Annotated in this window: 25 protein-coding genes; 7 read left to right on the top strand and 18 right to left on the bottom strand. The window is 54.3% G+C overall.

The features are described from left to right. Window positions 1–403 precede the first annotated feature (403 nt). Complete coding sequence (locus tag ACO6EE_RS08175; protein WP_485960526.1) at window positions 404–889, top strand: Lrp/AsnC family transcriptional regulator; 486 nt, start codon at window positions 404–406, stop codon at window positions 887–889. A gap of 410 nt (window positions 890–1,299) precedes the next feature. Further along, entirely contained in the window at window positions 1,300–1,659 is a 360-nt protein-coding gene (locus ACO6EE_RS08170; protein ID WP_070630200.1) for a YbaN family protein, read from the top strand. 101 nt (window positions 1,660–1,760) lie between these two features. Here the strand turns inward: ACO6EE_RS08170 and ACO6EE_RS08165 are convergent, their stop codons facing one another. Beyond that, window positions 1,761–2,408, bottom strand: a complete 648-nt coding sequence (locus tag ACO6EE_RS08165; protein ID WP_485960524.1) for a hypothetical protein — start codon at window positions 2,406–2,408, stop codon at window positions 1,761–1,763. A gap of 257 nt (window positions 2,409–2,665) precedes the next feature. Between ACO6EE_RS08165 and ACO6EE_RS08160 the strand changes: the two genes are divergently transcribed. Next, a complete protein-coding gene (locus tag ACO6EE_RS08160) occupies window positions 2,666–3,286 on the top strand; it encodes an L-threonylcarbamoyladenylate synthase (RefSeq protein ID WP_153708703.1) in 621 nt (206 codons plus the stop codon). Window positions 3,287–3,471: 185 nt separating this feature from the next. Here the strand turns inward: ACO6EE_RS08160 and tpx are convergent, their stop codons facing one another. The 3 genes from tpx to ACO6EE_RS08145 form a co-directional block, all read right to left on the bottom strand. After that, complete coding sequence (tpx, locus tag ACO6EE_RS08155; RefSeq protein WP_485960521.1) at window positions 3,472–3,966, bottom strand: thiol peroxidase; 495 nt, start codon at window positions 3,964–3,966, stop codon at window positions 3,472–3,474. Between the two features lie 285 nt (window positions 3,967–4,251). Next, on the bottom strand, window positions 4,252–4,764 hold the full coding sequence (locus ACO6EE_RS08150) for a protein disulfide oxidoreductase (RefSeq protein ID WP_485960655.1): 513 nt from the start codon (window positions 4,762–4,764) through the stop codon (window positions 4,252–4,254). A gap of 272 nt (window positions 4,765–5,036) precedes the next feature. Further along, window positions 5,037–5,645 (bottom strand): hypothetical protein, encoded by a 609-nt coding sequence (locus tag ACO6EE_RS08145; RefSeq protein ID WP_485960520.1) that lies wholly within the window; start codon window positions 5,643–5,645, stop codon window positions 5,037–5,039. 183 nt (window positions 5,646–5,828) lie between these two features. On the opposite strand from ACO6EE_RS08145, the gene murJ reads away from it, so the two are divergent. Further along, a complete protein-coding gene (gene murJ / locus ACO6EE_RS08140; protein ID WP_485960518.1) occupies window positions 5,829–7,367 on the top strand; it encodes a murein biosynthesis integral membrane protein MurJ in 1,539 nt (512 codons plus the stop codon). Window positions 7,368–7,520: 153 nt separating this feature from the next. Here the strand turns inward: murJ and ACO6EE_RS08135 are convergent, their stop codons facing one another. Beyond that, window positions 7,521–7,742 (bottom strand): hypothetical protein, encoded by a 222-nt coding sequence (locus ACO6EE_RS08135; protein WP_485960516.1) that lies wholly within the window; start codon window positions 7,740–7,742, stop codon window positions 7,521–7,523. A gap of 125 nt (window positions 7,743–7,867) precedes the next feature. Here ACO6EE_RS08135 and luxS point away from each other — a divergent pair, with 125 nt between their 5' ends. Together luxS and ACO6EE_RS08125 are read left to right on the top strand one after the other, a co-directional pair. Next, complete coding sequence (gene luxS, locus ACO6EE_RS08130; protein WP_485960514.1) at window positions 7,868–8,377, top strand: S-ribosylhomocysteine lyase; 510 nt, start codon at window positions 7,868–7,870, stop codon at window positions 8,375–8,377. Window positions 8,378–8,460: 83 nt separating this feature from the next. Beyond that, complete coding sequence (locus ACO6EE_RS08125; protein ID WP_485960512.1) at window positions 8,461–8,676, top strand: RNA-binding S4 domain-containing protein; 216 nt, start codon at window positions 8,461–8,463, stop codon at window positions 8,674–8,676. Window positions 8,677–8,777: 101 nt separating this feature from the next. Here ACO6EE_RS08125 and ACO6EE_RS08120 read toward each other — a convergent pair whose 3' ends face one another. The 8 genes from ACO6EE_RS08120 to ACO6EE_RS08085 form a co-directional block, all read right to left on the bottom strand. Next, window positions 8,778–9,284 (bottom strand): hypothetical protein, encoded by a 507-nt coding sequence (locus ACO6EE_RS08120; protein ID WP_485960510.1) that lies wholly within the window; start codon window positions 9,282–9,284, stop codon window positions 8,778–8,780. A 47-nt stretch (window positions 9,285–9,331) separates the two neighbouring features. Next, the gene (locus tag ACO6EE_RS08115) at window positions 9,332–10,909 is read right to left on the bottom strand and encodes a hypothetical protein (protein ID WP_485960508.1); all 1,578 of its coding nucleotides are present in this window, start codon (window positions 10,907–10,909) and stop codon (window positions 9,332–9,334) included. Window positions 10,910–11,040: 131 nt separating this feature from the next. Then, window positions 11,041–12,057 carry an ABC transporter permease gene (locus ACO6EE_RS08110; protein ID WP_485960506.1) on the bottom strand — a complete coding sequence of 339 codons (1,017 nt, stop codon included), beginning with the start codon at window positions 12,055–12,057 and terminating at the stop codon, window positions 11,041–11,043. After that, window positions 12,020–12,994: an ABC transporter permease subunit gene (locus ACO6EE_RS08105; RefSeq protein WP_485960505.1), complete on the bottom strand. Its 975-nt coding sequence runs from the start codon at window positions 12,992–12,994 to the stop codon at window positions 12,020–12,022. Before ACO6EE_RS08105 ends, ACO6EE_RS08110 begins: the two co-directional genes overlap by 38 nt. A 215-nt stretch (window positions 12,995–13,209) precedes the next feature. Further along, window positions 13,210–14,334, bottom strand: coding sequence for an ABC transporter ATP-binding protein (locus tag ACO6EE_RS08100; protein ID WP_485960503.1), 1,125 nt, complete (start codon window positions 14,332–14,334; stop codon window positions 13,210–13,212). 561 nt (window positions 14,335–14,895) lie between these two features. Then, window positions 14,896–15,378 (bottom strand): OmpA family protein, encoded by a 483-nt coding sequence (locus ACO6EE_RS08095; protein ID WP_485960502.1) that lies wholly within the window; start codon window positions 15,376–15,378, stop codon window positions 14,896–14,898. A 124-nt stretch (window positions 15,379–15,502) separates the two neighbouring features. After that, a complete protein-coding gene (locus ACO6EE_RS08090; RefSeq protein ID WP_485960500.1) occupies window positions 15,503–17,728 on the bottom strand; it encodes an autotransporter family protein in 2,226 nt (741 codons plus the stop codon). 119 nt (window positions 17,729–17,847) lie between these two features. After that, the gene (locus ACO6EE_RS08085; RefSeq protein WP_485960654.1) at window positions 17,848–18,597 is read right to left on the bottom strand and encodes an ESPR-type extended signal peptide-containing protein; all 750 of its coding nucleotides are present in this window, start codon (window positions 18,595–18,597) and stop codon (window positions 17,848–17,850) included. 347 nt (window positions 18,598–18,944) lie between these two features. Here ACO6EE_RS08085 and coaBC point away from each other — a divergent pair, with 347 nt between their 5' ends. Beyond that, window positions 18,945–20,132 carry a bifunctional phosphopantothenoylcysteine decarboxylase/phosphopantothenate--cysteine ligase CoaBC gene (coaBC, locus tag ACO6EE_RS08080; RefSeq protein WP_485960498.1) on the top strand — a complete coding sequence of 396 codons (1,188 nt, stop codon included), beginning with the start codon at window positions 18,945–18,947 and terminating at the stop codon, window positions 20,130–20,132. 334 nt (window positions 20,133–20,466) lie between these two features. Here the strand turns inward: coaBC and rpsO are convergent, their stop codons facing one another. From rpsO to nrdG, 5 genes are all read right to left on the bottom strand, one after another. Continuing rightward, entirely contained in the window at window positions 20,467–20,736 is a 270-nt protein-coding gene (gene rpsO, locus ACO6EE_RS08075; protein WP_003823508.1) for a 30S ribosomal protein S15, read from the bottom strand. 250 nt (window positions 20,737–20,986) lie between these two features. Continuing rightward, on the bottom strand, window positions 20,987–21,763 hold the full coding sequence (locus ACO6EE_RS08070; RefSeq protein WP_485960496.1) for a TrmH family RNA methyltransferase: 777 nt from the start codon (window positions 21,761–21,763) through the stop codon (window positions 20,987–20,989). A 173-nt stretch (window positions 21,764–21,936) separates the two neighbouring features. Further along, a complete protein-coding gene (locus ACO6EE_RS08065; RefSeq protein WP_485960494.1) occupies window positions 21,937–22,980 on the bottom strand; it encodes a PTS sugar transporter subunit IIC in 1,044 nt (347 codons plus the stop codon). 340 nt (window positions 22,981–23,320) lie between these two features. Continuing rightward, window positions 23,321–25,126 (bottom strand): anaerobic ribonucleoside-triphosphate reductase, encoded by a 1,806-nt coding sequence (gene nrdD / locus ACO6EE_RS08060; RefSeq protein ID WP_485960493.1) that lies wholly within the window; start codon window positions 25,124–25,126, stop codon window positions 23,321–23,323. 64 nt (window positions 25,127–25,190) lie between these two features. Next, window positions 25,191–25,745 (bottom strand): anaerobic ribonucleoside-triphosphate reductase activating protein, encoded by a 555-nt coding sequence (gene nrdG / locus ACO6EE_RS08055; RefSeq protein WP_485960491.1) that lies wholly within the window; start codon window positions 25,743–25,745, stop codon window positions 25,191–25,193. Window positions 25,746–26,041: the final 296 nt, after the last annotated feature.

Below are 26,041 nucleotides of genomic sequence, written 5' to 3'. Positions count from 1 at the left end.
TACTTGAAAAACAGCATCTTTTTACAAGGTAAACTTGATATGCGAAACGGGCTTGATTCTTTTGTTTTGGCCTCCTTTTCACAATAAACGATGAGATCTCCTCAGAAACCATTCTAGTAGTTAACAATAATGAAACAGACCCAAAATCCTTCCATTTTAGTAATTTTAGGAAATTCTCATCTTCACGATGTTGTTGTATTAATGGTCTCTCTTACAAAAGTCTTGACTAGAGCCTGAAAGTGAGCACCCCAACAGGATTTCTTGGCATTTTCAATCACTTTTCTATGATTGGAATAGCAATTCTAGCTAAATTGTGCTTACACTATAGTCGGACCGTTTTGGCTACCAGCTCACCGGCGTGCAGCACAATCTCTAACCCAGTAGTATGATTGGATACCGAATCATGACAACCACTGTTTCGCTTGACAAAATCGACCTGAAAATCCTTCAGGCCCTGCAACACAACGGGCGACTAAGCAACGTTGAGCTGTCCGAACGTGTTGCCCTTTCCCCTTCCCCCTGCCTGCGACGGCTCAAGCAGTTGGAGTCTACCGGCATTATCCGTGGCTATGCCGCCTTGGTACACCCTTCCACTGTGGCACTCGGCTTACAGGTGTTTATCCGCGTATCCGTAGATAAGAGCACCCACCTGCGCGACGGCTTTGCCGATTCCGTACGCGATTGGCCGCAGGTGCTGCGCTGCTTCGCGCTCACCGGCGAAACCGACTATATGCTGCACGCTTTTTTCGCAGATATGGAAAGCTTCTCCCAATTCATCCTCGACACCCTCTTGGTACACCCGGGCGTGGTGGACGCACGCTCCAGCTTTGTGCTGCAGGAAGTAAAAAACTCTACTGTATTACCTCTGGATCATTTACAAGCAGAGTAGGTTTTTATTGCCAGATTATTGAGTGATTGGGAAAAGTAAAATTTCAGGTAGCCTTTTGCATGTGGGCACCTGATTTTTTTACGTGTGCAGTTTTGTTTCAGGTAGCCTAGCTATTGCAGGCTACCTGAAACTTTGTAGAGTGGGCTTTATCCCTGCCAGTTGAGTCAGCAAACAACCCAAGTCCTTCAAATCGCTGTTTTGCCTTGCATCAAAAAACCAAGTCCTAAGCACACTAACTGTGAATAAGTCGCATTCCCTTCCCAAATGATACAATCACGTCAAATTGTGCGAGAGACTTAGAAATAATGGGCAAAACAGAATGGATAATTGTGGTGTTAGTGGTCGGGCTGGTGGCGGGGGTGGCATGGATACGGCATCGCCGGCAAACCGGCCGCGATTCCTACCTGCCGCTGTGGCGGCCTTTTGTGTGGCTGGCTGGTTGGCTGGCTCTGCTCTTAGGCATTATCGGCATTTTTTTGCCGGGCTTGCCAACTGTGCCGTTTGTGCTGCTGGCAGCAGGCTGTTGGTCGCGCACATCACCACGTTTCCACCGTTGGCTGAGCGAACACCGCTATTTCGGCCCGATGGTGCGCAACTGGGAGCGCAAACGGGCAATTCCGCTTAAAGGCAAGATCTTGTCGGCACTGATGATGTCCTGCTCGTGCGTGTGGATGCTGTATCGCTTTCCCGAACGCTGGTGGGCAGGCGCGGGGATGGTGATCGTGTGCTTGGCAGTAACAGTATGGATGTGGCAACTGCCAAGTGAATGAACGTTATCGGGCCATAAAAAATCACCAGCTTGTCCAACACTCACATAAAAAGGCTACCTGAAACTTTTCAGGTAGCCTTTTATCATGCTTACAACAGCAGCCTACTGATGCCGGCGCAGCTCTTGGCGCAGCGACTGCAAGCCGGAGCGGCGGTCGGCGATTTGCAATTGCAGGTTGCCGGCGCGATCAGACTGATTGTTGCGGCGGGCGGTGGCCAGTTCGCGTTCGGCTTGCGCCAGAGCGCGTTCTTCGCGGCGGATGTCGCGGGTGATGATTTCCTTGGGCGTGAGCGGTTTGGCAACAGCAATCACCGGCGCAGGGCGCACGATGGGGATGCGGCGTTCCGGCTCGGGCTGGTGGCGCAGGGTAACGCGCATAGGCACCGGTTTGCTGATTTCCACATCGCTAGCCGCCGCCACGGCTTCTTGCCACACGGCGGGCAATTCGCTGCTGTCGGCATCGGCTTTGTCGGTCGGCTGCTGAGCTGGCTCGGAGGCGGCAACTGCGAGAGTTGCAGCGGCCTGCTTAGATAAATCAGCTTCTTTATCGGCCAAAGATTTGGCCACGGGGCGGCAACGGCCTTGCGGCAGAGCGGTGCGCACACTGCGCCCGTCGGCGAGCTGGCAGAGATAGGAAATTTCGGCCGGAGCGGTTTCACTGCGGGCAGCGGGGGTTTCGGTGGCGGCACTGATGCCGAAAGCCAGCAGCAAAAAGCTGGGCAGAACAATATGGGCTAATTTTTCAAACATGATTTGGTGTGTATTGCTAAAGCGTTTAATTCCCCGTATGGCATTGGCTTGCGCTATGGCGAATTAATCCGCGGTGTTATGAATAGATACAGCATTATATCAAGCGGCAAGTACGCAGGCTGTTGGCTTAGGTTTAAACAGGTAAACAGGCTACCTGAAAAACGCAACGGGCTTTAAGCAGCGTGAATTCAATTTAATTCAGGACAAGGCGCGGCATAAAGGCTTAAAATACCCGTTTTCCCCCGCAGGAGAGAGCCATGGCACAATTCTTCGCCATCCACCCCGAAAATCCCCAAGAGCGGCTGGTGAAACAAGCCGCCGAAATCGTGCGCCAGGGCGGCGTGATCGTGTATCCCACCGACTCCTGCTACGCGCTCGGCTGCCAGATGGGCAACAAGGAAGCCATGGAACGCATCCTCGCCATCCGCCAAATCGATTTGAGACACCACCTCACCCTGATGTGCGCCGATTTGAGCGAGCTGGGCACTTACGCCAAAGTGGACAACAGCCAATTCCGCCAGCTCAAAGCCGCCACTCCGGGCGCCTATACCTTTATCCTGCCCGCCACCAAAGAAGTGCCCAACCGCACACTGCACCCCAAACGCAAAACCATCGGCCTGCGCGTGCCCGACAACCAAATCGCCCTCGCTCTTTTGGCCGAGCTGGGCGAGCCCATGCTCTCCTGCACCCTGATGCTGCCCGAAGAAACCGAGCCGCAAACCGACCCCTACGAAATCCGCAACCTGCTCGAACACGCCGTAGACCTCATCATCGACGGCGGCTGGTGCGGCACCGAGCCGACCACGGTAATCGATATGACCAACGGCACCGAGCTTATCCGTCAAGGCGCGGGCGATACATCGGTGTTTGGGTTGTAATCGTCAGACTGTTTGTAAGCTGATTATCCTTAAGGCTACCTGAAAGTTTCAGGTAGCCTTTAATCTAGCAGCAGATTAGCTTAAAAACTGCCGCTGTAAGCTGTCAGGTAGCCCCTGCCCTACCCAAAAACAAAACCGCCTGCATCCATCGTGTACAGGCGGTTTCGCTTTGGCTTGGCGCCGGGTTACAGCACGGCCAAAGCAGCATCGTAGTTGGGCTCTTCGCCGATTTCGGGCACAAGCTCGGCGTGTAACACTTTATTGTTTTCATCCAGTACCACCACGGCACGGGCGGTGAGGCCGCGCAGCGGGGTGTCGGCCAGGGTGATGCCGTAGTCGGCGCCGAAGCTGCTGCGGAAGCTGGAGAGCGTTATCACGTTTTCAATGCCTTCCGCGCCGCAGAAGCGGGAAAGGGCAAAGGGCAGGTCGGCGGAAACGCACAACACCACGGCATTTTGCAGCGCGGCAGCGCGCTGGTTGAAAGTGCGCACGGATTGGGCGCACACGCCGGTGTCGATACTGGGGAAAATGTTGAGCACTTTGCGTTTACCGGCGAAGTCGGCCAAGGTTTTATCGGACAAATCGGCGGCGGTGAGAGTGAAGGCGGGAGCGGCGGCGCCAACGGCGGGCAGATTGCCTACGGTGTTGGCGGGCGTGCCGCGGAAGGTGATGTTTGCCATTTTGCTATCCTTTTCTTGATGTTGATGAAGATTGCTGTTACGCGGCGGCAAGGATAGAGGTTTTTCTACGGATTGCCAAGCAATGGCTACCTGAAAGCGCAGCTTCAACGTAGTTAAAACGGAGCGAAGCGAAGTTTCTGCGAAGCTAAAGTGTAGCTTCAACGCAGTTAAAACGGAGCGCAGCAGAGTTAAAACCGACTGAATAACAGTCGAGGCCAGGCAAACAGGCAAGCCAACGCCGTATCATCAATTCAGTCGGCTCGCTATCCCACTTTTCAGGTAGCCTCACCCATCCAACGCATCCAGTAAAGCAATCCGCGCGCGCAAGCCCCAATAGCTGGCCAGGCCGGTGGTGCTGTGGCGCACGCGGCCGTTTTTCACCAGCACGATAGCGGGCGTTACCTGCACCTGCCATTGCCGCGCCCAGCCGCCGTCTGCATCGTTTACCGTGTCGAACTGCCAGTCGTGCGTTTTCAGGTAGCCCCTCACTTCTTCATCGCTGCCCGATTGCAAAGCCACGCCCACCACAGGCACGCCGCTGCGCGCGAGTTTGTCCACCGCCGGAGATGTATGCCGGCAGATGCCGCACCACGAGCCCCAAAAATACAACACGGTGGTGCGACTGCCGCCTAATTCGGGCAAAGTGGTTTGCCGCCCTTGCAGAGTGTGCAGCGGCAGTGCGTCAACCTGCGGCGGCACGGCGGGGGCGCGATACCAGTCGAGCAGCAGGCTGATCACGATAAAGGTGGCCGCCATGGCGGCAGCTTGGCGCAGGAAGGAGAAAAGACGTTGGCGGATGGGTGGCATGGTTTGGTTCGGATGGTGTGTGAAAGGGTTGGTTTTTATAGTGAATTAAAATAAGAACGCTACGGCGTTGGCTCGCCTTGCCGTACTAGCTGCACTGTCTGCGGCTCGCCGCCTTGTCCCATTCTCATTTTAATCCACTATAACTTTTCGGCTGCGCTTTAGCTGCGCAGAAACTTCGTGGAAGTGCGCTTTCAGGTAGCCTGTTTGATAAAAGGCTACCTGAAAAACAATGCAAAGCAGTTTTTCGACAACGGATGTTAGCCTTATTTTTCATGCAGCTGGTGGATTTCGTTTTTCAGCCATTCATCCCAGTCGGGGCGCTGGCGGCGGAGGGCTTCGTTCCAGTAGAGACAGTCCCTTGCAATGCCGCGCGCGGCTTCGGTGTCGCGGGCAATCATGCGGGCAACGAAGGGTTCGAGCATTGCTGCGCTGTGCCGCATGCCGCCGTGGTCGCCGTAGGTGCGGCAGGTTTCGGGATGAAGCACGTCGAGCAGGGTTTCGATTTCGGGCTGGAGGGCGAGCCACGAGCCGTTGTCATCGCCTGAATTAAGCACTTCTTCCAGCCAATATTTGATGTTTTCCAGCCCTTGAAAACGCGGATCGTGCCAGAGCAGGTGCAGGGTGTCGAGCTGGGCTTTGCTTTCCGGTATGCCTTGCGGGTTGTCGTGATCAAACAGCCAGACGAGCTCATAAAGGGTGCGATTGTGCTGGGTTGCGGGCAGGGCGAGCAGGATGTCGCACACTTGCTCGGTGGTGTGCCAGTGGGGGAGGCTGAGTTTGGGCATGATGTGTTTGGTGTGGGAGGTAAGTTTCAGGTAGCCTGCTTGGCAAAATAGGCTACCTGAAAGCTTATTCAACGTTTCGCGCGGCATTCTACCGTATCTTCGCTCGTTTGCCCTGCGTTGCGGCCGGCGCTTTAGCTTCGCAGAAACTTCGCTTCGCTCCGTTTTAACTGCGTTGAAGCTGCGCTTTCAGGTAGCCTTTTCTTCGGCCCCTCCCACAAAAGCGGCTGCTTGCGGTACACTTGCGCCCGTTTTATCGATAGGTAGGAAAGCATGAACCTTCTTAGCGCGTTGGCGAAAATCGGCAGCATGACCATGCTGTCGCGGGTGCTCGGTTTTGTGCGCGATGCGGTGTTGGCGCGGATTTTCGGCGCGGGCATTGCGATGGACGCATTCGTGGTGGCCTTCCGCCTGCCCAACCTGCTGCGCCGTATTTTTGCCGAAGGGGCGTTTTCGCAGGCTTTTGTGCCGATTTTGGCGGAATACCGGCAGAAGAAATCGCCGGCAGAAACGCAGGAATTTGTGCAGCATGTGGCGGGGATGCTGATGTTTGCGCTGCTCATCGTTACCGCCATCGGCGTGCTGGCGGCGCCGGCGGTGATTTGGGCCACGGCCAGCGGCTGGGGCGGCAAGCCGGAGAAGTTTATGTTGGCTTCTCAGCTCTTGCGGATTATTTTCCCCTACATTTTGCTGATTTCACTATCGTCTTTAGTGGGCAGCATCCTCAACACTTACGGCAAGTTTTCCGTGCCGGCCTTCACGCCGGTGTTGCTGAATGTGTCGCTCATCGGCTTTGCACTGCTGGGGGCGAAGCATTTCGAGCAGCCGGTAATGGCCTTGGGCTGGGGAGTGTTCTGCGGCGGGATACTGCAACTGGGTTTCCAGCTGCCTTGGCTGTTTAAGCTGGGCTTTTTGAAAATACCGAAGCTGCGTTTCGGCGATCCGGCGGTGAACCGCGTGATCAAACAGATGGCACCGGCCATTTTGGGCACGTCGGTGGCGCAGGTGTCGTTGGTGATCAACACGAATATCGCGTCGTACTTGCAAAGCGGCAGCGTGTCGTGGATGTATTTTGCCGACCGGCTGATGGAGCTGCCCACCGGTGTGTTGGGCGTGGCGCTGGGCACGATTCTGCTGCCGGGGCTGTCTAAACACGCCGCCACGGGCGACAAACGGGAATTTTCCGCGCTGCTGGATTGGGGCTTGCGCCTGTGCCTGCTGCTTACGGCTCCGGCGGCGGTGGGCATGGCGGTACTGGCCTTCCCGCTGGTGGCCACGCTGTTTATGTATAACAAAATCGGCGTGCACGACGCACAGATGACGCAACAGGCGCTGATTGCCTATGCGGTGGGTCTGCTGGGGCTGATTCTGATTAAGGTGCTGGCACCGGGTTTTTACGCGCAGAAAAACATCAAAACGCCGGTGAAGGTGGCGATTGTGACGTTGGTGTGCACGCAGCTGATGAACCTGATGTTTGTGTGGAAGCTGCAGCATGCGGGGCTGGCGTTATCCATCAGCCTGGGCGCGTGTATCAATGCGGCGTTCCTGTTTTTATTGTTGCGGATTAAAGAGATGTATCAGCCCAAAGCGGGCTGGCGCGCATTTTTGCTGAAGCTGGCGATTGCGCTGGCCGTGATGGCCGGCGGGCTTTGGGCGGTGCAGCATTATGTGGCGCTGGAATGGGTGCATGTGGGCGGCTTGCGGCGCACGGGGCAGCTGTTTGCGCTAATCGGTTTCGGCATGGTGCTGTATTTTTCCACGCTGGGGCTGCTGGGCTTCCGGCCGCGCCACTTCAAGCGGCGGGAGATGTAGCTGGAGGTTTCAGGTAGCCTTTCGGCCGGCCGCGGGAGGCTACCTGAAAATTGGAAAGCACAACTGCAATGAAGTTAAAACCACCATCCAAACAAAACAATCCGCCGGCAAACCATCGTGTTTGCCGGCGGATTTTATCGCTTCGGGGGAGGATTATTCGTCGTCTTCATCTGCCAAGGCAGGATGCGCCGCTTCCTGATTGCGGCCGATCAGCCACAACACGCCGCCCACCACAACGAATGCAATCTTAATGCCCCAGGCCACGCCGTCGCCCCAGTTGTAAATCCAAGCCAATACTTTCGGCACACGGTTGAAGAAGTCTAGAAAAATCGCCAGGATGCCCAAAATGGCCAAAGTGCTGCCTATGTTTTGCATGATTGTCCCCTTGTTGTATGGTTGAGAAAGAGGCGAAATTCTACACAAAGCATACATTTTTTCAAGCCACAAGCGAAAATGGTATGATACCGCCTTCGCAATCCCAACACACCAAAGGAACCGCCATGCCTCTGCTCGACAGCTTCACCGTAGACCACACCCGTATGCACGCCCCCGCCGTGCGCGTGGCCAAAAATATGCGTACCCCAAAAGGCGACGACATCACCGTGTTCGACCTGCGCTTCTGCGTGCCCAACCAAGAAATCCTGCCCGAAAAAGGCATCCACACGCTGGAACACCTGTTTGCCGGCTTCATGCGCGAGCATCTCAACGGCGCCAACGTGGAAATCATCGACATTTCCCCCATGGGCTGCCGCACCGGCTTCTACATGAGCCTCATCGGCACCCCCAGTGAAGAAGCCGTAGCCGCCGCCTGGCAAGCCGCCATGCAGGATATTTTAAACGTACAGAACCAAAGCCAAATCCCCGAGCTGAACGAATACCAATGCGGCACCTACCGCATGCACTCCCTCGAAGAAGCGAAAGAAATCGCCCGCAACATCCTCGCCCGCCAAATCGGCATCAGCAAAAACGCCGACCTCGCCCTGAGCGAAGACATTCTCGGCAAGCTATAAATAGCCAAATAAAGAGGCTACCTGAAAAATAGGTTTCAGGTAGCCTCTATCGCCCGCCAACCCAAACATTTGAAACAAAAGCCATGCAAACTTTCTCCCTCAACGGCCACGAACACATCGCCCTGTGCGACCTGCTCAAACTCACCGGCCTGGCCGACAGCGGTGGCCAAGCCAAAACCTGGATCGCCGAAGGCCGCATACGCCGTAACGGCGCAACCGAAACCCGCAAAACTGCCAAAATCCTCGCCGGCGAAGTCATCGAGCTGGATAACGGCAGCGCGATTGAAGTGCAGGAATAACGCTGCAATAAAAGCTACCTAAAATTTAGCTTCGTCGAAACTTCGCTGTGCTGCGTTTTAACTCCGTTGAAGCTGCACTTTCAGGTAGCCTTTCTCCCAACCTAACTTTCCAATTCCTGCAAAATATAATCTCTCAAAGGCCGGTTATCCTTTAACACATCATCCATGATTGCCTTAAATGCCGGATTCATCGCCTTCGTTTGCGAATCCCGCCAATGGTAAACGGAAAGCATAAAGTACGTTAAAATATCCCGTTGCCCGTTTCCTCCCTGCTTATTTTGCGCCGCCGCATCCGCCAGATTCCGATACCTCGCTTGCAGATAGGCAGAGCAGCTTGGGTATCGCTGATTCAACGGCTCTTCAGGCATGACGGACAATAATTTTTGCCTGCCTGCTGCCGAAGGTGGAGCCTCGTTTTTCAACAGCAACAAACTGCTTCTGGAAAATTGTTGCAAAGCCGCCTGTTGTTTGGCAACTGATTCCGCTCCCTCTACACTGCTGCCGCAGATGGGAATCTGGGATGGGATATGCTTATTATAGAGAACTACCTCCGAATACGACTCTTGAAACAAGAGAATAATAAAGAGAGAAAAAATAACCCTTAACATATCTAGTCCTTTAATTACTATTTACTCATTCTAAACAATTGATATTGTTAATCTATAACCATATCCTCAATAACTCTCCTATCTTCAAATGAATCATCCTTATTGATAGTCATAGAAAAATTACCTTTCATTACATACATTTGACCATTATTATGTAATCTTACCATCTGTTCAACTGTATCTCCCATCGTCTTCCTCCTCAAATTAGTCATAACCCTCCACTGAGTTTCAATTCTCAGCCTCATTTCGCTAATATCTGGAAGGTTTCTTATCTTCCTGGGATCATTTTCTCCACCACCAACAACATCAAATGCTCCAATAATATTATGTTTTCCATTTTCATCATGCACTCTTAACTCATGAAACCCTTTACAGATAGAACCTCTTGGTTGTGAACCACTTATATGACAGTGTACTTTTCCATCATTGAAAACACCAGTATCAATACTTGCACTATCTATCTCATTAAAAAATAGATTTCCAAAATTAACACTTGTCGGTAATAGAGTCATCCTCAACCCAACTACAAATTCATATCCTCCCTTTTTATGATAAATCCTGGGCACTAAGCTACCATGTTTATTCACGCTATCTAATTCATAATTTATCCCATATGGCCCAATAACTTGGAAAGATAATTGCTGCATTTCACATTCAGTTTGAGCAGTAATTAAAATACTTCCCACCTCATGCTGAGCCATAAAAGTAAAAGAAGTGGATGTTTCTTGTCGTTTATAAACAAGACTCCCGCTTATTGTCCAAGTAACAGGCTGATTGGTTGTAACCGTAACCACTTCGCCAACACCAATAGTTGTCCTCTGTCTATTAGCTGGTAAAGTAGCTTCCGTCAGAGAAGTAAGCTTCAATTTAGCCGTTTCGCTATCCTGTTTTACACCCAAAACCTTCCCCGTAGCCGGATCAATCAGCGCGCGCTGTTTGTATTTTTCCTGCCACAGCTCGATACCGCGTTCGGTTTTGCGGATAATGACGCAGTTGCCTTCGGCATCACACAGGCTCAGGCAGCGGCGTTCGTTTTTCAGGCTGTCCGGCAGATGCGGGTCATGCTGCGCACAGGCAGGCTTAAAGCGGCCGGAGGCGGCATAGTAAATTAATTCGGAACAAGTCTCTTTCGGCCATGTGGTTTTACCTTTACAAACATCAGGTGCATTTTCTCTAGGACAAAATCTGGCAAAAACTCCTCCCGAGCACCAAACTTTACTTTTACGATCTGGTGTACAAAGCTGCCGTTGAGTGTGGCAAACGCTATACCGCTCCAATGCTTCTGCAAACGATTTAGTTATCGGTTCCTCAGCACAACCGAAATTACTATCTGAATATCCTGCATAAAATTGCTTGAGCAAATTCACCGCCTCTTGCTTGGTTGCTACATCAACCTGCAAGCTCTTATATGGAGGCACAGACGGATTGTGCTCATGTAAATTGAGATTCACATAAAAATAGCGAACATGCGGAGGTTGGCATACTGATGGCCAACCTTCAGGCGCCACTGCCTTGCCATCTAATCTCAAATTCAAACAACGCCCGCTTTCGCAGTCTTTCAGGCCGCTCAGGCCGTTTACTATGTCGCCGGTTTTCAGTTGGGTATTTGCATGGATGGTTGCCATATTCTTTCCCTTTCTGCAGATGTGTTTGAAGGCTACCTGAAAAAAGGTTTCAGGTAGCCTTCAATATAGGCCGCTTGATAACTGTAAATATTGGTATTTATTTGCAGCAAGTCAAATCTGCGGCCAGCTTGTTATTCTGGCGAGGTGCTGCCGGTATCGGCCGTTTCGGCAGCCGCATCTGCCTCCTGCGCAGCCTCTTCGGCTTCAATCAGTGCGGAGGGCGGCGGGGTGGCGGCGGCAGCTGCGGCTTCTTGGGCTTGTTTGTAGGCCAAGGCAGCTTCTCGGTCACGTTTGTTGACGCGGCGCATCATGAGGTAGTTGCCGGTGATGACGAGGGTGCCGATGATGGTGATCAGGAAGGTGGCCAGCACGTTCATCTGCGGGTTCACGCCGCGTTTCACTTTGGCGAAAATCAGCTGTGGTAGGGAGGTGTAGTTGGGGCCGCTGAGGAAAGAGGTAATCACCAAATCGTCCATGGAAAGGGTCATGGCGAGAAGGAAGCCGGAGGCGATGGCGGGGGTAATCAGCGGCAGGGTGATCACCCAGAAAATCTTCCATGGCTTGGCGCCCAAATCCTGCGCAGCTTCTTCTAGGGATTGGTCGAGCTCGCCCAGGCGGGTGCGGATCACCACGGTAACGTAGGCCATGCACAGGGTGGTGTGGCCGAGCCAGATGGTGAACCACCCGCGCTCGAATTGCAGCCAGCTCAGGCTGGAACCGCGCAGCAAGGCCTGCACCTGCAAAATCAGCATCACCAACGAAATACCGGTGATGATGTCGGGCATCACCATAGGGGCAGACACCATGCCGGTGAACAAGGTGCTGCCGCGGAAACGCTTGATGCGCGCCAGGGCATAGGCGGCCATAGTGCCAAGCACCACGGCGGCAGCGGAGGAAATAAGGGCGATGCGGATGGAGAGCCAGGTGGCTTCCAAAATTTCGCTGTTATTCAGCAGTGCGCCATACCATTTGGTGGAGAAGCCGCCCCATACCGTAACCAGCTCGGAGCGGTTGAAGGAGTACACCACCAGCACCAGCAGCGGGATATAGAGGAAGGCCAGCCCTAAAAACAGGCAGATGCGCAGAAACCAAGCGAACGATGCAGATTTTCTAGCCACGGCGTGCTCCTTCCAGCTGTTTGGCTTCATGACGGTGGAACAGGCCGATGGGCACCACCAACAGCAGCACCATCACCACGGCCATGGCAGAGGCGAGCGGCCAGTCGTTTTGAGTGAAGAAGGCCTGCCACAGGGCTTTACCGATCATCAGGTGTTCGGGCCCGCCCACCAAATCGGGAATCACAAATTCGCCCACCGCCGGAATAAACACCAGCATGGAGCCGGCGATGATGCCGCTTTTGGAGAGCGGCAGGGTGATGGAGAAAAACGATTTCACCGGCCCGGCGCCCAAATCGGCAGAGGCTTCCAGCAGGCGGTTGTCCAGCTTGAGGAGCTGGGTGTACAGCGGCAGCACCATAAAGGGCAGATAGGTGTACACCATCACGATATTGAGCGAGAAGGCGTTGTAGAACATATCCAGTGGCTGATTAATCCAGCCCCAGCGCAGCAGCAGATTATTGATGATGCCGTTTTGCGAAAGTAGGCCCATCCAGGCATACACGCGCAACAGCAGCGAGGTCCAAAACGGCAACATAATGGCCAAGAGCAGCGGATTGCGCCATTTTTCGCGGCTGCGCGAGATGGCGTAGGCGATGGGGTAGCCGGCCAAGAGGCAAATCAGCGTGGTGGTGATGGCGGTTTTGATGGAGAGCAGGTAGATGTGCACATACAGGTTGCTGCCGGATTTGTCGGCAAAGGGGTTGAGCCCGAGCCACAGCGACGACCAGAAATTATCGAAAATGCCGGTGTAGTTCAGGTAGCTTAGGGAAATGTTCACGCGACCGGCCGCTTCGTCCACCGTGTAGAGCGGGGTGTAGGGAGGAATCGAGGTGGCTTGCTCGGCCAGGCTGATTTTCAACACGAAGAAGAAAGGAATCAGGAAGAGCACCAGCAGCCACAAATAGGGTATGCCGATAACCAGCCCCTGCCCGGGGCTGAGTTTGCGTTTTAAAGCCTGCCATTTCATTTTTCAGGTAGCCTCTCTTGCTTGCCCTGGCCTGAAAGTGCGGTTTCAGGTTTCAGGTAACCTTTTCATGTTCGGCTGCCTTGCCGAACCGGTATGTTGGTGTTCACTGTGTTGCAGCTGCGTTTTAGCTGCGCGGAAACTCGTCTTCCTACGAGAACCTCGGTCCGCTCCGCAGAAACTCGTCTTCCTGCGGAAGCCTCGCTTTCAGGTAGCCTTTAGCGGGTGAGCGGCACGGGCTGGTTGGCCGGCCAGCTCAGATATACGGTTTCGTCCCAAGTGGGCGGCTCTAGGTTGGCCAAATACCAATAAGACGACAGCACCTGGCTTTTCACCATGCGCCCGCTGGGCAGCTGCACATGATAGATGGCGAAGCTGCCCAAATAGGCAACTTCCTTCACCGTGCCGATGGTCCAGTTGTGTTCGCCCACATTGGCCGGCTTTTCCTTGTGCATATTGATGTCTTCCGGGCGGATGCTGACCCACATGGTCTGCTCCTCCGGTCCGGCCACGCTGTGGTCGATGAGGATATTCTGCGCCAGCTCGGGGCAGTCGATTTCGGCATGGTCGGCCTCGTCCACCACCAAATGGCCTTCAAAAATATTGGTTTCGCCAATGAATTCGGCGGTGAAGCGGCTATTGGGGAAGTCGTATACCTCGCGCGGCGTGCCTACTTGTTGCAACTGGCCTTCCGACATGATGGCGATGCGCGTGGCCATGGTCATGGCTTCTTCTTGGTCGTGCGTTACCATGATGCAGGTTACGCCCACCTTCTCCAGCGTATCCACCAATTCCAGCTGGGTTTGCTGGCGCAGGTTTTTATCCAGCGCGCCCAAAGGCTCGTCCAGCAGCAAAAGTTTGGGCTGCTTGGCCAGAGCGCGGGCCAGCGCGATGCGTTGCTGCTGCCCGCCGGAAAGCTGGTGCGGTTTGCGTTTGGCGTATTTGCTCATCTGCACCAGGCGCAGCATTTCCTCTACCCGTTCGGCAATCTGGTCTTTGGGCATTTTGTCCTGCTTCAGGCCGAAGGCGATGTTCTGTTCCACCGTCATGTGCGGGAACAGGGCGTAGCTTTGGAACATCATGTTAATCGGCCTATCATAGGGCGGCAGGCGGGTGATGTCTTGCCCGTCCAAAATAATCTTGCCCTGATCCGGCGTTTCCATACCCGCCAGCATACGCAGCAGCGTGGATTTGCCCGAGCCGGAGCTGCCCAACAGGGCGAAGATTTCGTGTCGGTCGATATCCAAATCGATGTGGTCCACCGCATAATTCTCGCCGTAGGTTTTCACCACGTCTTTGATTTGCAGATAGGGCTTTTGGGGAGGAATATATTTTTCAGACATGGGCACAGGGCTCCGCAGCAGTTGCAAACCGGCTTCCGCACGGGAAGCCGCAGGCGGCAGTTTGTGTCTGCTGGTGCAAAACAGAAAAGAGGCGGCGAATCCAAGGCCGTATCGTTTCTATTTTAAGCAGCGATAAATCACAGACTGCAAAGCGTAATTGTAGGATAGTGCACCGGCAGGGGCAATGAAAAAAACCAAATGCGCCCGCTTTTGGCCGATTCGGCAGGAAAAGTATTGCCGGCTGGGGCAGACCGGTGCAGCAAAAGGCTACCTGAAAGCTATTAGGCCGAGCCAGCAAGCCCTTCCTTTATAGTGGATTAAATCTAAATCAGGACAAGGCGGCGAGCCGTAGACAGTACACACGTTACGGCAAGGCGAGCCAACGCTGTACTGGTTTTTGTTAATTCACTATATCTTTCAGGTAGCCTCAACTCATGTTAAAGACCTCAAGCCAGATAACGCTTCGGTGCGAGCATAGAAAAGGCCACCTGAAATTTCAGCTTCGCGGCAATTCCGCTCTGCTGCGTTTCAGGTAGCCTCTAATTTAAACCGACTTAACTACTACTGCGCTGCTGTGCCGGAAATATCCACGGTAACGCGGCGATCGGGCTGCAGGCAGGCTTTCAGAGCCGCAGTAGCGCGAGTGCCGGTACAAGCCGTGGTAACCGGCTGGCTTTCGCCGGCGCTGGCCACGCTGATGGGGGCTTGTACGCCTTTGCCCTGCAGATAGTTTTTCACTGTTTGGGCACGCTGTAGGCCGAGGTTGTAGTTGTATTGCTCGCTGCCGAGGCGGTCGGTGTGGCCGGTAAGGGCGATGCTGTCGATATAGTCTTGACGGCTAACGAAATTTTCGGCCAGGCGGTCGAGGGTGGCTTTGCCTTCGGGCAACATATCGGCGGCATCCGATTGGTTGAAGCGGAACAGAGCATCAGCCGAAAGGTTGATGCGCTCAACTTGCGGCTCTGCCACAACGGATTGCGCAACGGGCGCTTCTTCGGCACACCAGCGGTGGTGCACGTCGCGGGCGGCGGCTTGGCTGCTCAAACCGGCGGCCAAGGCTGTGAGGAGGAGGGTTTTGTAATCTGATTCATTGTATTCAATCCTTGTTGGGGCTACCTGAAAACTATTCGTTCAAATATTTTCAGGTAGCCTTTGCTGCATCAAACGCTTACTTCCAAGTGTATTTGAAGCCTACGCTGCCACGGTAGCCATGGCGGCTGGTGCTGCCAAAGTTGTGCTGGTAGCGGGCATCGCCGTACACATAGGCGTTGTTGGATACGGGCAGCTGGGCACCAAGGCCAACTTCGCCCCAAGTAGCATTGCGTTTCTCGCGCACGTTGTCTTCACCGATATCTACGCCATGCGGCTTGATAAAGTCGTGCCATACGTTGGCCACGGCATAGAAGGTGTTGGTACGCAGGCTGTGGCTGGGGCCGTTGTAGGCCAAGCGGGCACCGAGGCGGCCGCGCAAGCTGTGCTGCTTGTCTTGGCTAACTTGGCGGATACCGTCGTTGAAATCTTTGAGACCAACGTATTGGTATACCAGTTGTGCCTGCGGCTCAATCAGCCAGCCACCTTGGTTATCGGCATGGCTGCCTAAGGCAAACGGACGGCCAACTTCGGCAGAAAGGGCAGCACCCAAGCCGTTTTGTTTCACGCTGGCGCTGTCGCGATCTTGGTATTTATTACGCAACCAGCTCAGCTGGCCAACCAAGTCGAAGTAGCTGCCGTTGGCGGCATAGTAGGTGTTGCTCAAGCCGAGGCTAACCACATCGGTAGTGCCTTTACCGCTGTAGTGGTCAGGGCTGATGCTGCCGTTTACAGCACGATAGCGGTCGAAGAAATCGGTACTGGCTCGGGTGTAGGCCAGGTAGCCGCCGGTGAGACGGTGGCCGCCTTTATCGTTGCGGTGAACAGCGAAATCGTGGCCGATCTGGAAGCCGCCCATTTTGGTTTCAAAATTGAAGCGTTCTTTGCCATCGCTATCGAGGCGGCTGCCCAGGAGGCGAGTCCAAGTTTGGCCTTTGGCTTGTTCGCCACAACGGGCGCAATCATCCCAAGCCAGGGTTTGGTTCTCGCCACGACGCTCGTGCAGGGTGCCGATGGTGTGGTGGCCAATTTCTTGGTTCACTTGCGGCATCAGCACATAGCCGGCTACGGCAGGCGCATAGATATAGGTCGACGGGCCGGCATTGGGGTCGGCAAACAGCGTCCAGGCGTACACGTTTTTACCGCCGGCAGTGCTCTTCAATACAAGCTGAGCTTGGCCGGCATTGGTGGTGTTAGCCGTACCGGTGAAGATGGCATTGCCGTCAGGCTGGCCTTCTTGCTGATTAGGGGCGTTAGCACTCGGGGTTTCTACAGTAACCACGTCAGACGAGAATTGCTGGGCGTTGGTTTTGCTGATGTTACCGATGATGCCGTTCGGCGTGCTAACCACGGTCGTACCGCTAGCGGTGCCTTTAATGATCAGGTGGTCAGAATCTTTGTCGGCATCGCTGTTCCACAGGGTGTTCACCACCAATTTACCGTTATTGCCGGTGTAGTCACCGTTTACGGTGATGGTTTTGTAGTTGCCCACAGCAGCTGTAGTCGGTGTAGCAAAGGCTACGGTGCCGGCGTTATCCAGGCTGGTTACAGTGGAATTGCCGGTATTATTCCAAGTGGTGCCGTTAGCCAGCTCCACGGAAGAAGTACCTGCCGCCAGCGACATAACACCATTCAGCACTGCGCCATTAGTGGCAACGAGTGAGTTGGTGCCGGCAACTGAGTTAAATACATTGGTAGTACCGGTTACCGTGCCGCCATTAACGTTGATGGTATTGTTGCCAGCATTGGCTCGCAAAACATCACCATTGGCTTTCACTGTTGCGTTGTTCAGGTTGGCCGTGCCGTTATTCAGCGTTTGTACGGCAACGCTATTGGCCCCCTGCAGATCAAGGTTGCCTGAATAGTCCACTGTACCGCTGTTTTGCGCGGTATAGCCGGTTACACCAGCTGCGTTGGTAGTGGTGTTCAGTTCAGAAACCAGTTTGGTTTTGTTATTAGGTGAACTACCGGCAACTGCTTGGTTGTTCAAACCGTGGTTTTTACCATCTGCCACACCAATAGTTGCATTGGTGGCAGTGTCAGCAACATTAGCCGTGCCTTTTAAACTAGCTGCGGCACCGCCGGATACCAAGGCCACCTTAGAGCCGCTGCCAGTCAGGTTATAAGTACCATTATTCACATTAACAGCAGAAGCTTTACCTGCTGCATCAGCGCCATCACTAGCCAAAATCACCGCATCTTTGCCGGATGCAGTAACGGTGAGATCAGTTGCATTAACGGTACCACCGGCATCTGCACGGAACATAGTGGAGTTCTCGGTAGTGATGTCGGTACTGTTGGCCAAGGCAGCTACGTTGGCAACAGCATTGCCACCATTGATGTGGTAAGCAATTTGGTTTTTCGCATTTTGGCTTAAACAAAACCTGGCTAATCGCCATCTCTTGGGAAGCTACACGGGTTTCTTCAAAATATAATGTGGTTTTTAGATACCCATTCTGCCGACCCGCCGGCTTCGGCCTGTACCAAACGAGAGTTTTTTAAAGCAATCAGTGTTTTTACAGTGTTCGGAGTAGTAGTCTCATCTGCCATAGCAGCAGCCGGATCACCTAAGGTGGCAATAATTTTGCTGCCGTTACCATTAGCGGTACCCAAACGCATATCAACGTATATATCATTACCCGTTGATACAGTACTTTGAACATCTGCTGCAGATATGGAACGAATATTATTGTAAACGTTGACTGTTTGGTTGCTGTTAGTAGCAGGATCCGTCACATTAACTGTACGACCCTTTTGGTTAGCGAGCAGGCGTTGGCGCTGATTCAGCTCTGCAATAACGGCGGGGTCAGTAAAGAGCTCGCTTAACTTACCACCTCTAATAGAGCGGTCGTTATTATTACCGGTAATGTTGTTGATATTAGGCGATGTTAAGGTAACAGTATCACCACCGGTTACCAAAGCCTGACCGACTTTATTGTCGTTTGCGGCTGCAGTATAAACACCCATATCGCAGCTGCCGCCACTGGCTACAGCACTACCATTACCACAGGTAGAAGCTGCTGCGGGCAAAGCAGATACGCCAAGACCAACCACTGCAGCAGAAGCAAGCAGTTTGGCGGCAGAATTACTGGAAGACTTCTTCCGGCTAGCGCGCTCCAATTCTGAGCACACCACCCAGGTGCCACGCTCTTCAGAGTACACGATATTATAAATTTTATTTATTAAATTAACTCATTAAGTGCAAATACGCTGACGCATTTGAACATGGTTTCAAATGCCCGCATACCGTTCCGCAAAATAAAAACGGCGGATTCTAGCATATGCAAGCAAGAGAACTAACGAAAACTTACCGCCAATAACAGCAATTGATGGATAAAAGCTACAAAACAGCAATATAGCACATCTCATTGAAACAATTACTCTAAATGGATACTGTTCCTCTATTATCGATGCACAACAACTAGTTTCAGGTAGCCTTCCCCTATCCGAAGGCTACCTGAAACACCCCGCCCAGCCCTGTGTTACCATAACGCCCATCTTTTCACATCACACCATATACCATGCCAACCAAACACATCCTGCTCGGCATCAGCGGCGGCATTGCTGCCTATAAATCCTGCGAACTTGTGCGCCTGCTCAGAAAACAGGGGCACACCGTAAGCGTGGCCATGAGCCGCGCCGCTGCCGGTTTCGTTTCTCCGCAAACCTTCCAAGCCCTGAGCGGGCACACCGTGTGGACGGACGATACTGCCGACTCCGCCGACGGCATGGCGCACATCCGCCTCAGCCGTGAGGCCGATGTGTTCCTTATCGCCCCCGCCAGCGCCAACACCCTGGCCAAAATCGCCCACGGCATGGCCGACAACCTGCTCTCTACCCTGGCTGCCGCCCGCGCCTGTCCGCTGGCCGTTGCCCCTGCCATGAACGTGGAAATGTGGCGCAACCCGGCCAACCTGCGCAACATCGACCAACTGCAAGCCGACGGCATCACCGTGTTCGGCCCCGCCAGCGGCAGCCAGGCCTGCGGCGAAACCGGCGAAGGCCGCATGCTCGAAGCCGCTGAATTGGCCGAACTGCTGCCCGACTTGTGGACACCCAAACTGTTCGCCGGCAAACGCGTATTGCTCACGGCCGGCGCCACCTTTGAAGCCATCGACCCCGTGCGCGGCATCACCAACTTGTCCAGCGGCCGCATGGGCGTGGCGCTAGCGCAGGCCTGCCGTGCTGCCGGGGCGGAAGTGGTGCTGGTGGCCGGGCAGCTTCAGGTAGCCCCGCCTACAGGCATAGCCGTACACCACGCCCACAGCGCCCGTGAAATGCACGAAGCCGTGATGAGGGAAGTAGATAACTGCGATGTGTTTATCAGCGTAGCCGCCGTGGCCGACTACCATGTAGCCAACCGCAGCGCCAAAAAGCTGAAAAAAGACGGCAGCGGCACGCCGCCCGTTATCGAATTGGCCGAAAACCCAGACATCCTCGCCGCCATGGCTCGGCTGCCCAACGCGCCCTTCTGCGTGGGCTTCGCCGCCGAAAGCCACAACGTGCTCGAACACGCCCGCGCCAAACGGCTGCGCAAAGGCGTGCCGCTGATCGTGGCCAACCACGCCGTCAGCGCCATGGGCAGCGGCAACAACCAAGTAACGCTCATCAGCGACTCGGCCGAAACCGCGCTGCCGGAAATGGGCAAACGCGATACCGCCGATGCCATCGTGGCCGAAATTGCCCGGCTGCTGGGAAAGGCTACCTGAAAGCCTGCCCTACTACTGAAACACATTTTTTATAGGTGGTGAGCCACAAATCATGTCTGTAGGCGGAAAGGCAACACAACGCTGCAACCACAAAATAAGCACTTAAACGATACCCTTTTCAGGTAGCCTCACCATCCAGCAGGCTACCTGAAAGCGCAGCTTCAACGAAGTTAAAACGAGGGTTCCTCAGGAGGCCGAGTTTCTGAGAGGCGGACCACGGTTTGACAAAGTGAAAGCTGAGTTACTGCCCAGCTAAAGTGCAGCTGCAACGCAGTTCAAACAAAAAACCGTGCCGCCGGAGTTTTCCGGCGGCACGGTTTTTATTGGACAACGATTACTTACGCAGATTCAGGCGGGTAATCACATCACGGTAGGTGTCCACATCGGTGTTGCGCAGGTAGGCCAACAGGCGGCGGCGGGCGCTCACCATTTTCAACAGGCCGCGGCGGCTGTGGAAATCTTTCGGGTTGGCTTTGAAGTGCGGAGCCAGATCGTTGATGCGGAAAGTCAAGAGAGCGATTTGCACTTCAGAAGAGCCAGTATCGCCTTCTTTGCGCTGGAAATCTTTGATGATTTGCGCTTTTTGTTCTACGGTTAATGCCATAATAAAACTCCAAAAATATAGCCTTGCGGCCGGACAAGCTGGCCGAGCCGGGAAGACCCACGCCAACTCCTATATGCCTGCTAAAACAGGCAGGCGCGGATTATGGCACAAAACCGCTGTCAAAAACAGCCGCATAGGCAAAATCGCACTAAAGATGATGCCGCTGTGCAACCAAAAGGCTACCTGAAAACGAGGCTTCCAAAGAAAGCTGAGTTTTCAGGTAGCCTTTTGCGCAAAAACCAAACTTCCGCTACAACCGCTGCCGCATCTGCTCAAACAAGCAAACGGTGGCCGCCATCGCCACGTTCAGCGATTCGGTTTGTGCCGCCATCGGAATATGTACGAGGCGGCTGGCTGCTGCCAGCATGGTTTCGCTCACGCCCGCGCCTTCGTTGCCAAACAACCAAGCGGCGGATGCGCACAAATCGCAATCGTACAGGTTTACGCTGTTGCGGTGCAGCGCGGTGGCCAACAGTGGCACGCAGCATCGTTCCCGCCACGAGGCCAAATCCGGCTCAACAAATAAGCGCAGCGCGAAATGTGCCCCCATGCCCGCACGCAGCACCTTGGGCGACCACGCATCGGCACAATCGGCAGAAAGCACCACCTGCCCCACGCCCGCTGCCGCCGCGCTGCGCAGAATCGTGCCGATATTACCCGGGTCTTGAATACGCTCCAGCACCACGCAATCGGCCTCGGCATCAAACGGTTCGGTGGGCGGCAGCGCAATCAGCGCGGTGATTTCTTCGGCATCGGTGAGGCTGGTGATTTTCTGCAAGGCCGCGCCCGCCGTCTGCACCACCCGTTCGGATGGCAGCTGCGAGAGCAACTGCACGGTTTCCGGCTGCTGCATTTTGCTGGCCGGCACATAAGCTTGCAGCACCTGCCCGCCGGCCTGCAAATAGGCGGCGAGCAAATGCACCCCTTCCAGCACGGCCTGCCCGCTCTCGCGGCGCGCACGGGCGCTGCGCAACAGTCTGGCCAGATGTTTGAGCGCAGGGTTTTGGGCGGATTCGATGGTGTTCATGGCGGCGGATTATATAGCAGGGCAAGGTAATTTTGCTTTTCAGGCAGCCTTTCGACACACAAACCAAAGGCTACCTGAAAACGAGGGTTCCGTAGGAAGACGAGTTTCTGCAAAGCTAAAGCGCAGCTTCAACGAAGTTAAAACTGCTTTCCCATTTTTCAGGTAGCCTCTTTTCATGACACATCAATCTTGTAATCTTCCGGCGCAATCCATTTAAGCTTATTCACAAACAGCCAATCCACCGCAAACGCCCCGGCCACGGGCACAATCACAAACACCAGCAGCGACACCGCCAGCTGCCCCGCGCCCCAGCCGGCGAGTTTCAAATGGTTCACCGGCCCGATGAGGCCGCTGATGCCAAAGCCCGCACTAAATTCCGTGCCTTGGATGCGAAACAGCGAAGCCAGCACCCCGGCCAATGCGGCATTGAGCATAATCGGCAGCAAGAGCTTGGGTTTGGCCACGATATTGGGCATCGAAAGCTTGGGCGAGCCCACAAAATGCGCCGCGCAAGTGCCCAATGGGTTTACCCGCCGCCCGGCCACGGCCAACGAAAACGCACAGGCGCAAATACCCAAATTGGCCGCACCCGAGCCCACCCCGGCCAAGTGGATTGCCGTGGCAATGCCCACAGACGACACCGGCGACACAATCAGGCAGGCAAACGCGATGGCAATCAACACCGCCATCAGCGTTTGCTCCAGCGTGAGCAGGTGGGCAATCCACGAGCCCAGCAGCTGCGAAAAGGCGATGAAATACGGAAACGCCAGCCGCCCCAGCGCGCCCGCCACAAACAGGCTCACCACAGGCACCACCAAAATCGCATAGCCGCGCACCTTGCCGCGCAGCAGCACAATCAGGCCGGCGGCAATGCCGGCAGTGAACACCATGGTGAAAATATCGCCCGTGCCCTTGAGCTGGATAATGCCGTCGGCAAAACGCACCGCTCCGCCGGCCGCCATGGTGGCCAGCCCCACCGAAATCGATTCAATCGGCGTGAATTTAAACATATAGCCGATGGCCACGCCCACGGCGATGCCGACCATGGCGTTGGTGGCGCCGATCATCTGCGTAAGCATGCCCAGCGGCTCGCAATACGGCGTGAGCGCCTTAAACAGCTCGCCCAACAGCGCACCCGGCACCAGGGCGACCACAATGCCTAAGGCCGAGCCGTTGAGCAGGTGCATCATGAAGGATTTGGGGGTGAGTTTTTCCACGATTCCGCTCCTGTTTGTTGTATTAAGATAGTTGGCTTGACTATAGACCCGCTGCTAAAAGATCGTCAATTTGGTGGGGACTATTTTCAGGTAGCCTTTGATTAGGGTAAAAGAAACAGTGCCCACAGCAGGAGAAGTGGCCAAATTGATAGGCCACAGCATAACTTGTTTGGTGCCAGTTAGCTTGCTGCGTCATTCCTGCAAGGCCTCCCCTACCCTAACAAACTAGATGCCCAACACATAAAAAGGCACACCGCTTTGGCGGTGTGCTTGAAGTTTTCAGGTAGCCCTAAGATGGGGGAAAGGCTACCTGAAAATGGCAGACTTCATGGCAAACAGCTTAGGCGACTTGCCGCCATTTCTGCTGTTGCTGCTCACGGTGGTAGTGCCGCAGTGCGTGTTCTTTGCGACGACCGCTGCTGAATGCGGATACGCGTTTCAGGTAGCCGATGACACGGGTGCCGTAGTCGATGTCGTGCGACCCACAGGTAGAACAGGCGTGCAGGGTGCGTTTGTCGATGTGGCCGCAGCCGTTGCAGATGGTGATGCGTACGTTCACGCAGAAGTAGTTGCAGCCGGTTTGTGCGGCAATGTCCAAGAGCGAGCGGTAGCCAGATTCGGGCAGGGCTTCGTCGAGGTTCAGGTGTAGTGCGGAGCCGCCATCAAGCCAGTCCACCAGCTCTTTGCCGTGCAGCAGGAATTTATCGAGCGCATTAATTTCTTCGTCTTCGACGACGTAGAAATAGGAGTTGTAGCAGTCGCGGCTGACTTTGTAGCCGTCGGCTTTGTCCCATTTGGCGTTTTTCACGCCGAGGTTTTCGGCGGGGACAAACTCGGTGTTGAACTTCACACCGTAGTGCTTGCTGGCGGCTTGGTTGGCTTCGAATATGGTTTTCAGACGGCCTTGGACGAAGTTGATGTAATCGTCGTTATAGCCGACTTTGATGCCTTGCGATTCGGCTGCTTCCGCCATGCCGTTGATACCGATGGTGAGGAACTGTTTGTCCAAAGTGATGAAGCCTGCATCGTAAACGGGCAGCATTCCGGCGGCTTGGTATTCTTCCATCAGTTTGCGGTAGGCGTATTGGTATTTGTGGATTTTGGCGACTTCGGCAGCAAGGTCACGCCCATCTTGTTCCAGCCGGTTCATATTGATGGTGATGACGTTGATGGAACCGGTCGCCACGCCACCTGCGCCGAGGGTGTAGCTGAAGGTGCGGTCTTCGATGGCGTTGCGCAGGCGGCAGCAGGAAGCCAAGGAGTCGGGATTATCGGAAAGATAGACGAAGAAGGAATTGCCTTCCGCCAACTCTTTCGCCATTTCGTCGGCGAACACGGTATCTTTGCATTTGCCGCCGTCGGTCAACATCGCAGCGGTCACGACGGGAAAGGTCAAAACGGCTTTAGTGCGCTCTTGATTGAACCATTTGAGGAAGAAGTTTTGCAGCTTCGCCACGCTCGCCCACACCGGTTTGCTGAAATCGGGGAAGACGAAATCGCCGAACATCGCATCAAAATAGTATTGATCGTAAACGGAAATATTCCAGAATACGCTCTGATAGCCGCGCGCGGCGGCGGGCTGGTTGATGCTGTACACCACCTGCTGCATGTGGTTGGCGATTTCTTTGCCGTGGGTTTCCAAATAATCGTCGCCGTAGTCTTTACGGGCGAAGTAGTCGAAATAGGTCAGAAATTCCACCGTCGCCACCGCGCCGGCAAACTGCGCGCTGATGGCAAACACCAGGTTGATAAACGAGCCGCAAAACGAAGCCAGATGCTGCGGCGCTTTGGATTCGCCGCCGAGTTTGCTTAAGCCGTCAAGCAGGAAGGGATACAGCGTGGCCGACACGCAATAGGGTTTCAGGCTGGTTTCATCGTGCACATAGATTTCATGTGCTTCGATTTGGCGGATGTATTCGTCGGCTACGGATTGATCGAACACTTCGGCAATTTTGCGCGACACCTGGGCGCGGTTAATCTGCACGAAAAAGTCTTTCATCAGCTCGGCTTCCATCGTAGCAATATTTTTCTGCGTTACGTTGGCGTTGGCGTCCATTTTCGAACCGTCCGCCGCGTTTTGCGCACCAATGTAATCTTGCATGAATTGCAGTTTGCCGTTTAACTGTTCGGGATGCAGCCGAATCATGTGTACTCTCCTGGTTTGATGTGAAGTTTAGCGTGGGATGCCACTATCGGTGATAAGCCTGCGTTCAGGCCGGTTGGAAAAGCGCGCCCTCGGCAGCCGGTTGCGGGGCAGGCTCCAAGGGGATGATTTTGGGGCGGGAGGCGAGCGTGTCTTTCACAAACAGATGGTTCAGCACTGCTCCACTGCGCAGGTCGATAAAGCGCTGGTTGGTATGCGGGCTGTCGAGACCGCCGAGTTCCATTTTCCAGCGGCCGGTTTTGAGATAGGTAAGCTGCGGGATGATGGCGATGGAAGTGCGCTCCAGTTCGTCTTGCTCCAGGCCGGTATAGAGGCAGGTGTTCAGCCCAGCTTCTCGCACCTGTGCCAGCAGCGGCAGCAGTTTTTCAGGTAGCCACTCGCCGCCCATAAACAGCACGCAGCTAATTAGCCCGCGATAACGTTCCAAGCGGCTTTGCAAGTATTCGGTAGTCAGTTCGCTGCCCAAACAGCCCTTCCAACTGTCGGCACTATGGCAGCCTTTGCAGCGCAACGGGCAGCCGGAAAACAGAAACGCCAGCGACACTTCGCCCGGCACTTCCTGCCAAACGATTTGCTCACGGGTAAAATTCAGCGTTTCCATAGCCCTATCCTTAAAAATACAACATATAGTGCACAAAATATTTTCAAACACTATATGTTGTGGTGAATTGTCGTGCTTTACCGGGGAAAACGCAAGCAGCTTTGCCGTTAAATCAGGTTAATTGCGAATGATTATTAAATGAAAATGGGCTTTAACGCACGGGAAGATTTTCGCACCGACAAGGGTTTGCACCCGCTCATCACTTCGGGGAAACCGAATTTTTCCGCTCCTGCTACGAACACACAGTTTGACTTAACGCAAAGTGCATATGGTTTGCAGCAGGCAGGGAAAAGGCT

The sequence above is a fragment of the Eikenella sp. genome, assembly GCF_057315495.1.
Note: the sequence above shows the minus strand (reverse complement) of the source record. Positions and strands in the feature narration are given on the sequence as shown.

Coding starts and splice junctions, on each gene's coding strand:
- ACO6EE_RS08175 (WP_485960526.1), top strand. CDS start 404: ATGACAACCACTGTTTCGCTTGACAAAATCGACCTGAAAATCCTTCAG.
- ACO6EE_RS08165 (WP_485960524.1), bottom strand. CDS start 2,408: ATGTTTGAAAAATTAGCCCATATTGTTCTGCCCAGCTTTTTGCTGCTG.
- ACO6EE_RS08160 (WP_153708703.1), top strand. CDS start 2,666: ATGGCACAATTCTTCGCCATCCACCCCGAAAATCCCCAAGAGCGGCTG.
- tpx (WP_485960521.1), bottom strand. CDS start 3,966: ATGGCAAACATCACCTTCCGCGGCACGCCCGCCAACACCGTAGGCAAT.
- ACO6EE_RS08145 (WP_485960520.1), bottom strand. CDS start 5,645: ATGCCGCGCGAAACGTTGAATAAGCTTTCAGGTAGCCTATTTTGCCAA.
- murJ (WP_485960518.1), top strand. CDS start 5,829: ATGAACCTTCTTAGCGCGTTGGCGAAAATCGGCAGCATGACCATGCTG.
- ACO6EE_RS08135 (WP_485960516.1), bottom strand. CDS start 7,742: ATGCAAAACATAGGCAGCACTTTGGCCATTTTGGGCATCCTGGCGATT.
- luxS (WP_485960514.1), top strand. CDS start 7,868: ATGCCTCTGCTCGACAGCTTCACCGTAGACCACACCCGTATGCACGCC.
- ACO6EE_RS08125 (WP_485960512.1), top strand. CDS start 8,461: ATGCAAACTTTCTCCCTCAACGGCCACGAACACATCGCCCTGTGCGAC.
- ACO6EE_RS08120 (WP_485960510.1), bottom strand. CDS start 9,284: ATGTTAAGGGTTATTTTTTCTCTCTTTATTATTCTCTTGTTTCAAGAG.
- ACO6EE_RS08115 (WP_485960508.1), bottom strand. CDS start 10,909: ATGGCAACCATCCATGCAAATACCCAACTGAAAACCGGCGACATAGTA.
- ACO6EE_RS08110 (WP_485960506.1), bottom strand. CDS start 12,057: ATGAAGCCAAACAGCTGGAAGGAGCACGCCGTGGCTAGAAAATCTGCA.
- ACO6EE_RS08105 (WP_485960505.1), bottom strand. CDS start 12,994: ATGAAATGGCAGGCTTTAAAACGCAAACTCAGCCCCGGGCAGGGGCTG.
- ACO6EE_RS08100 (WP_485960503.1), bottom strand. CDS start 14,334: ATGTCTGAAAAATATATTCCTCCCCAAAAGCCCTATCTGCAAATCAAA.
- coaBC (WP_485960498.1), top strand. CDS start 18,945: ATGCCAACCAAACACATCCTGCTCGGCATCAGCGGCGGCATTGCTGCC.
- rpsO (WP_003823508.1), bottom strand. CDS start 20,736: ATGGCATTAACCGTAGAACAAAAAGCGCAAATCATCAAAGATTTCCAG.
- ACO6EE_RS08070 (WP_485960496.1), bottom strand. CDS start 21,763: ATGAACACCATCGAATCCGCCCAAAACCCTGCGCTCAAACATCTGGCC.
- nrdD (WP_485960493.1), bottom strand. CDS start 25,126: ATGATTCGGCTGCATCCCGAACAGTTAAACGGCAAACTGCAATTCATG.
- nrdG (WP_485960491.1), bottom strand. CDS start 25,745: ATGGAAACGCTGAATTTTACCCGTGAGCAAATCGTTTGGCAGGAAGTG.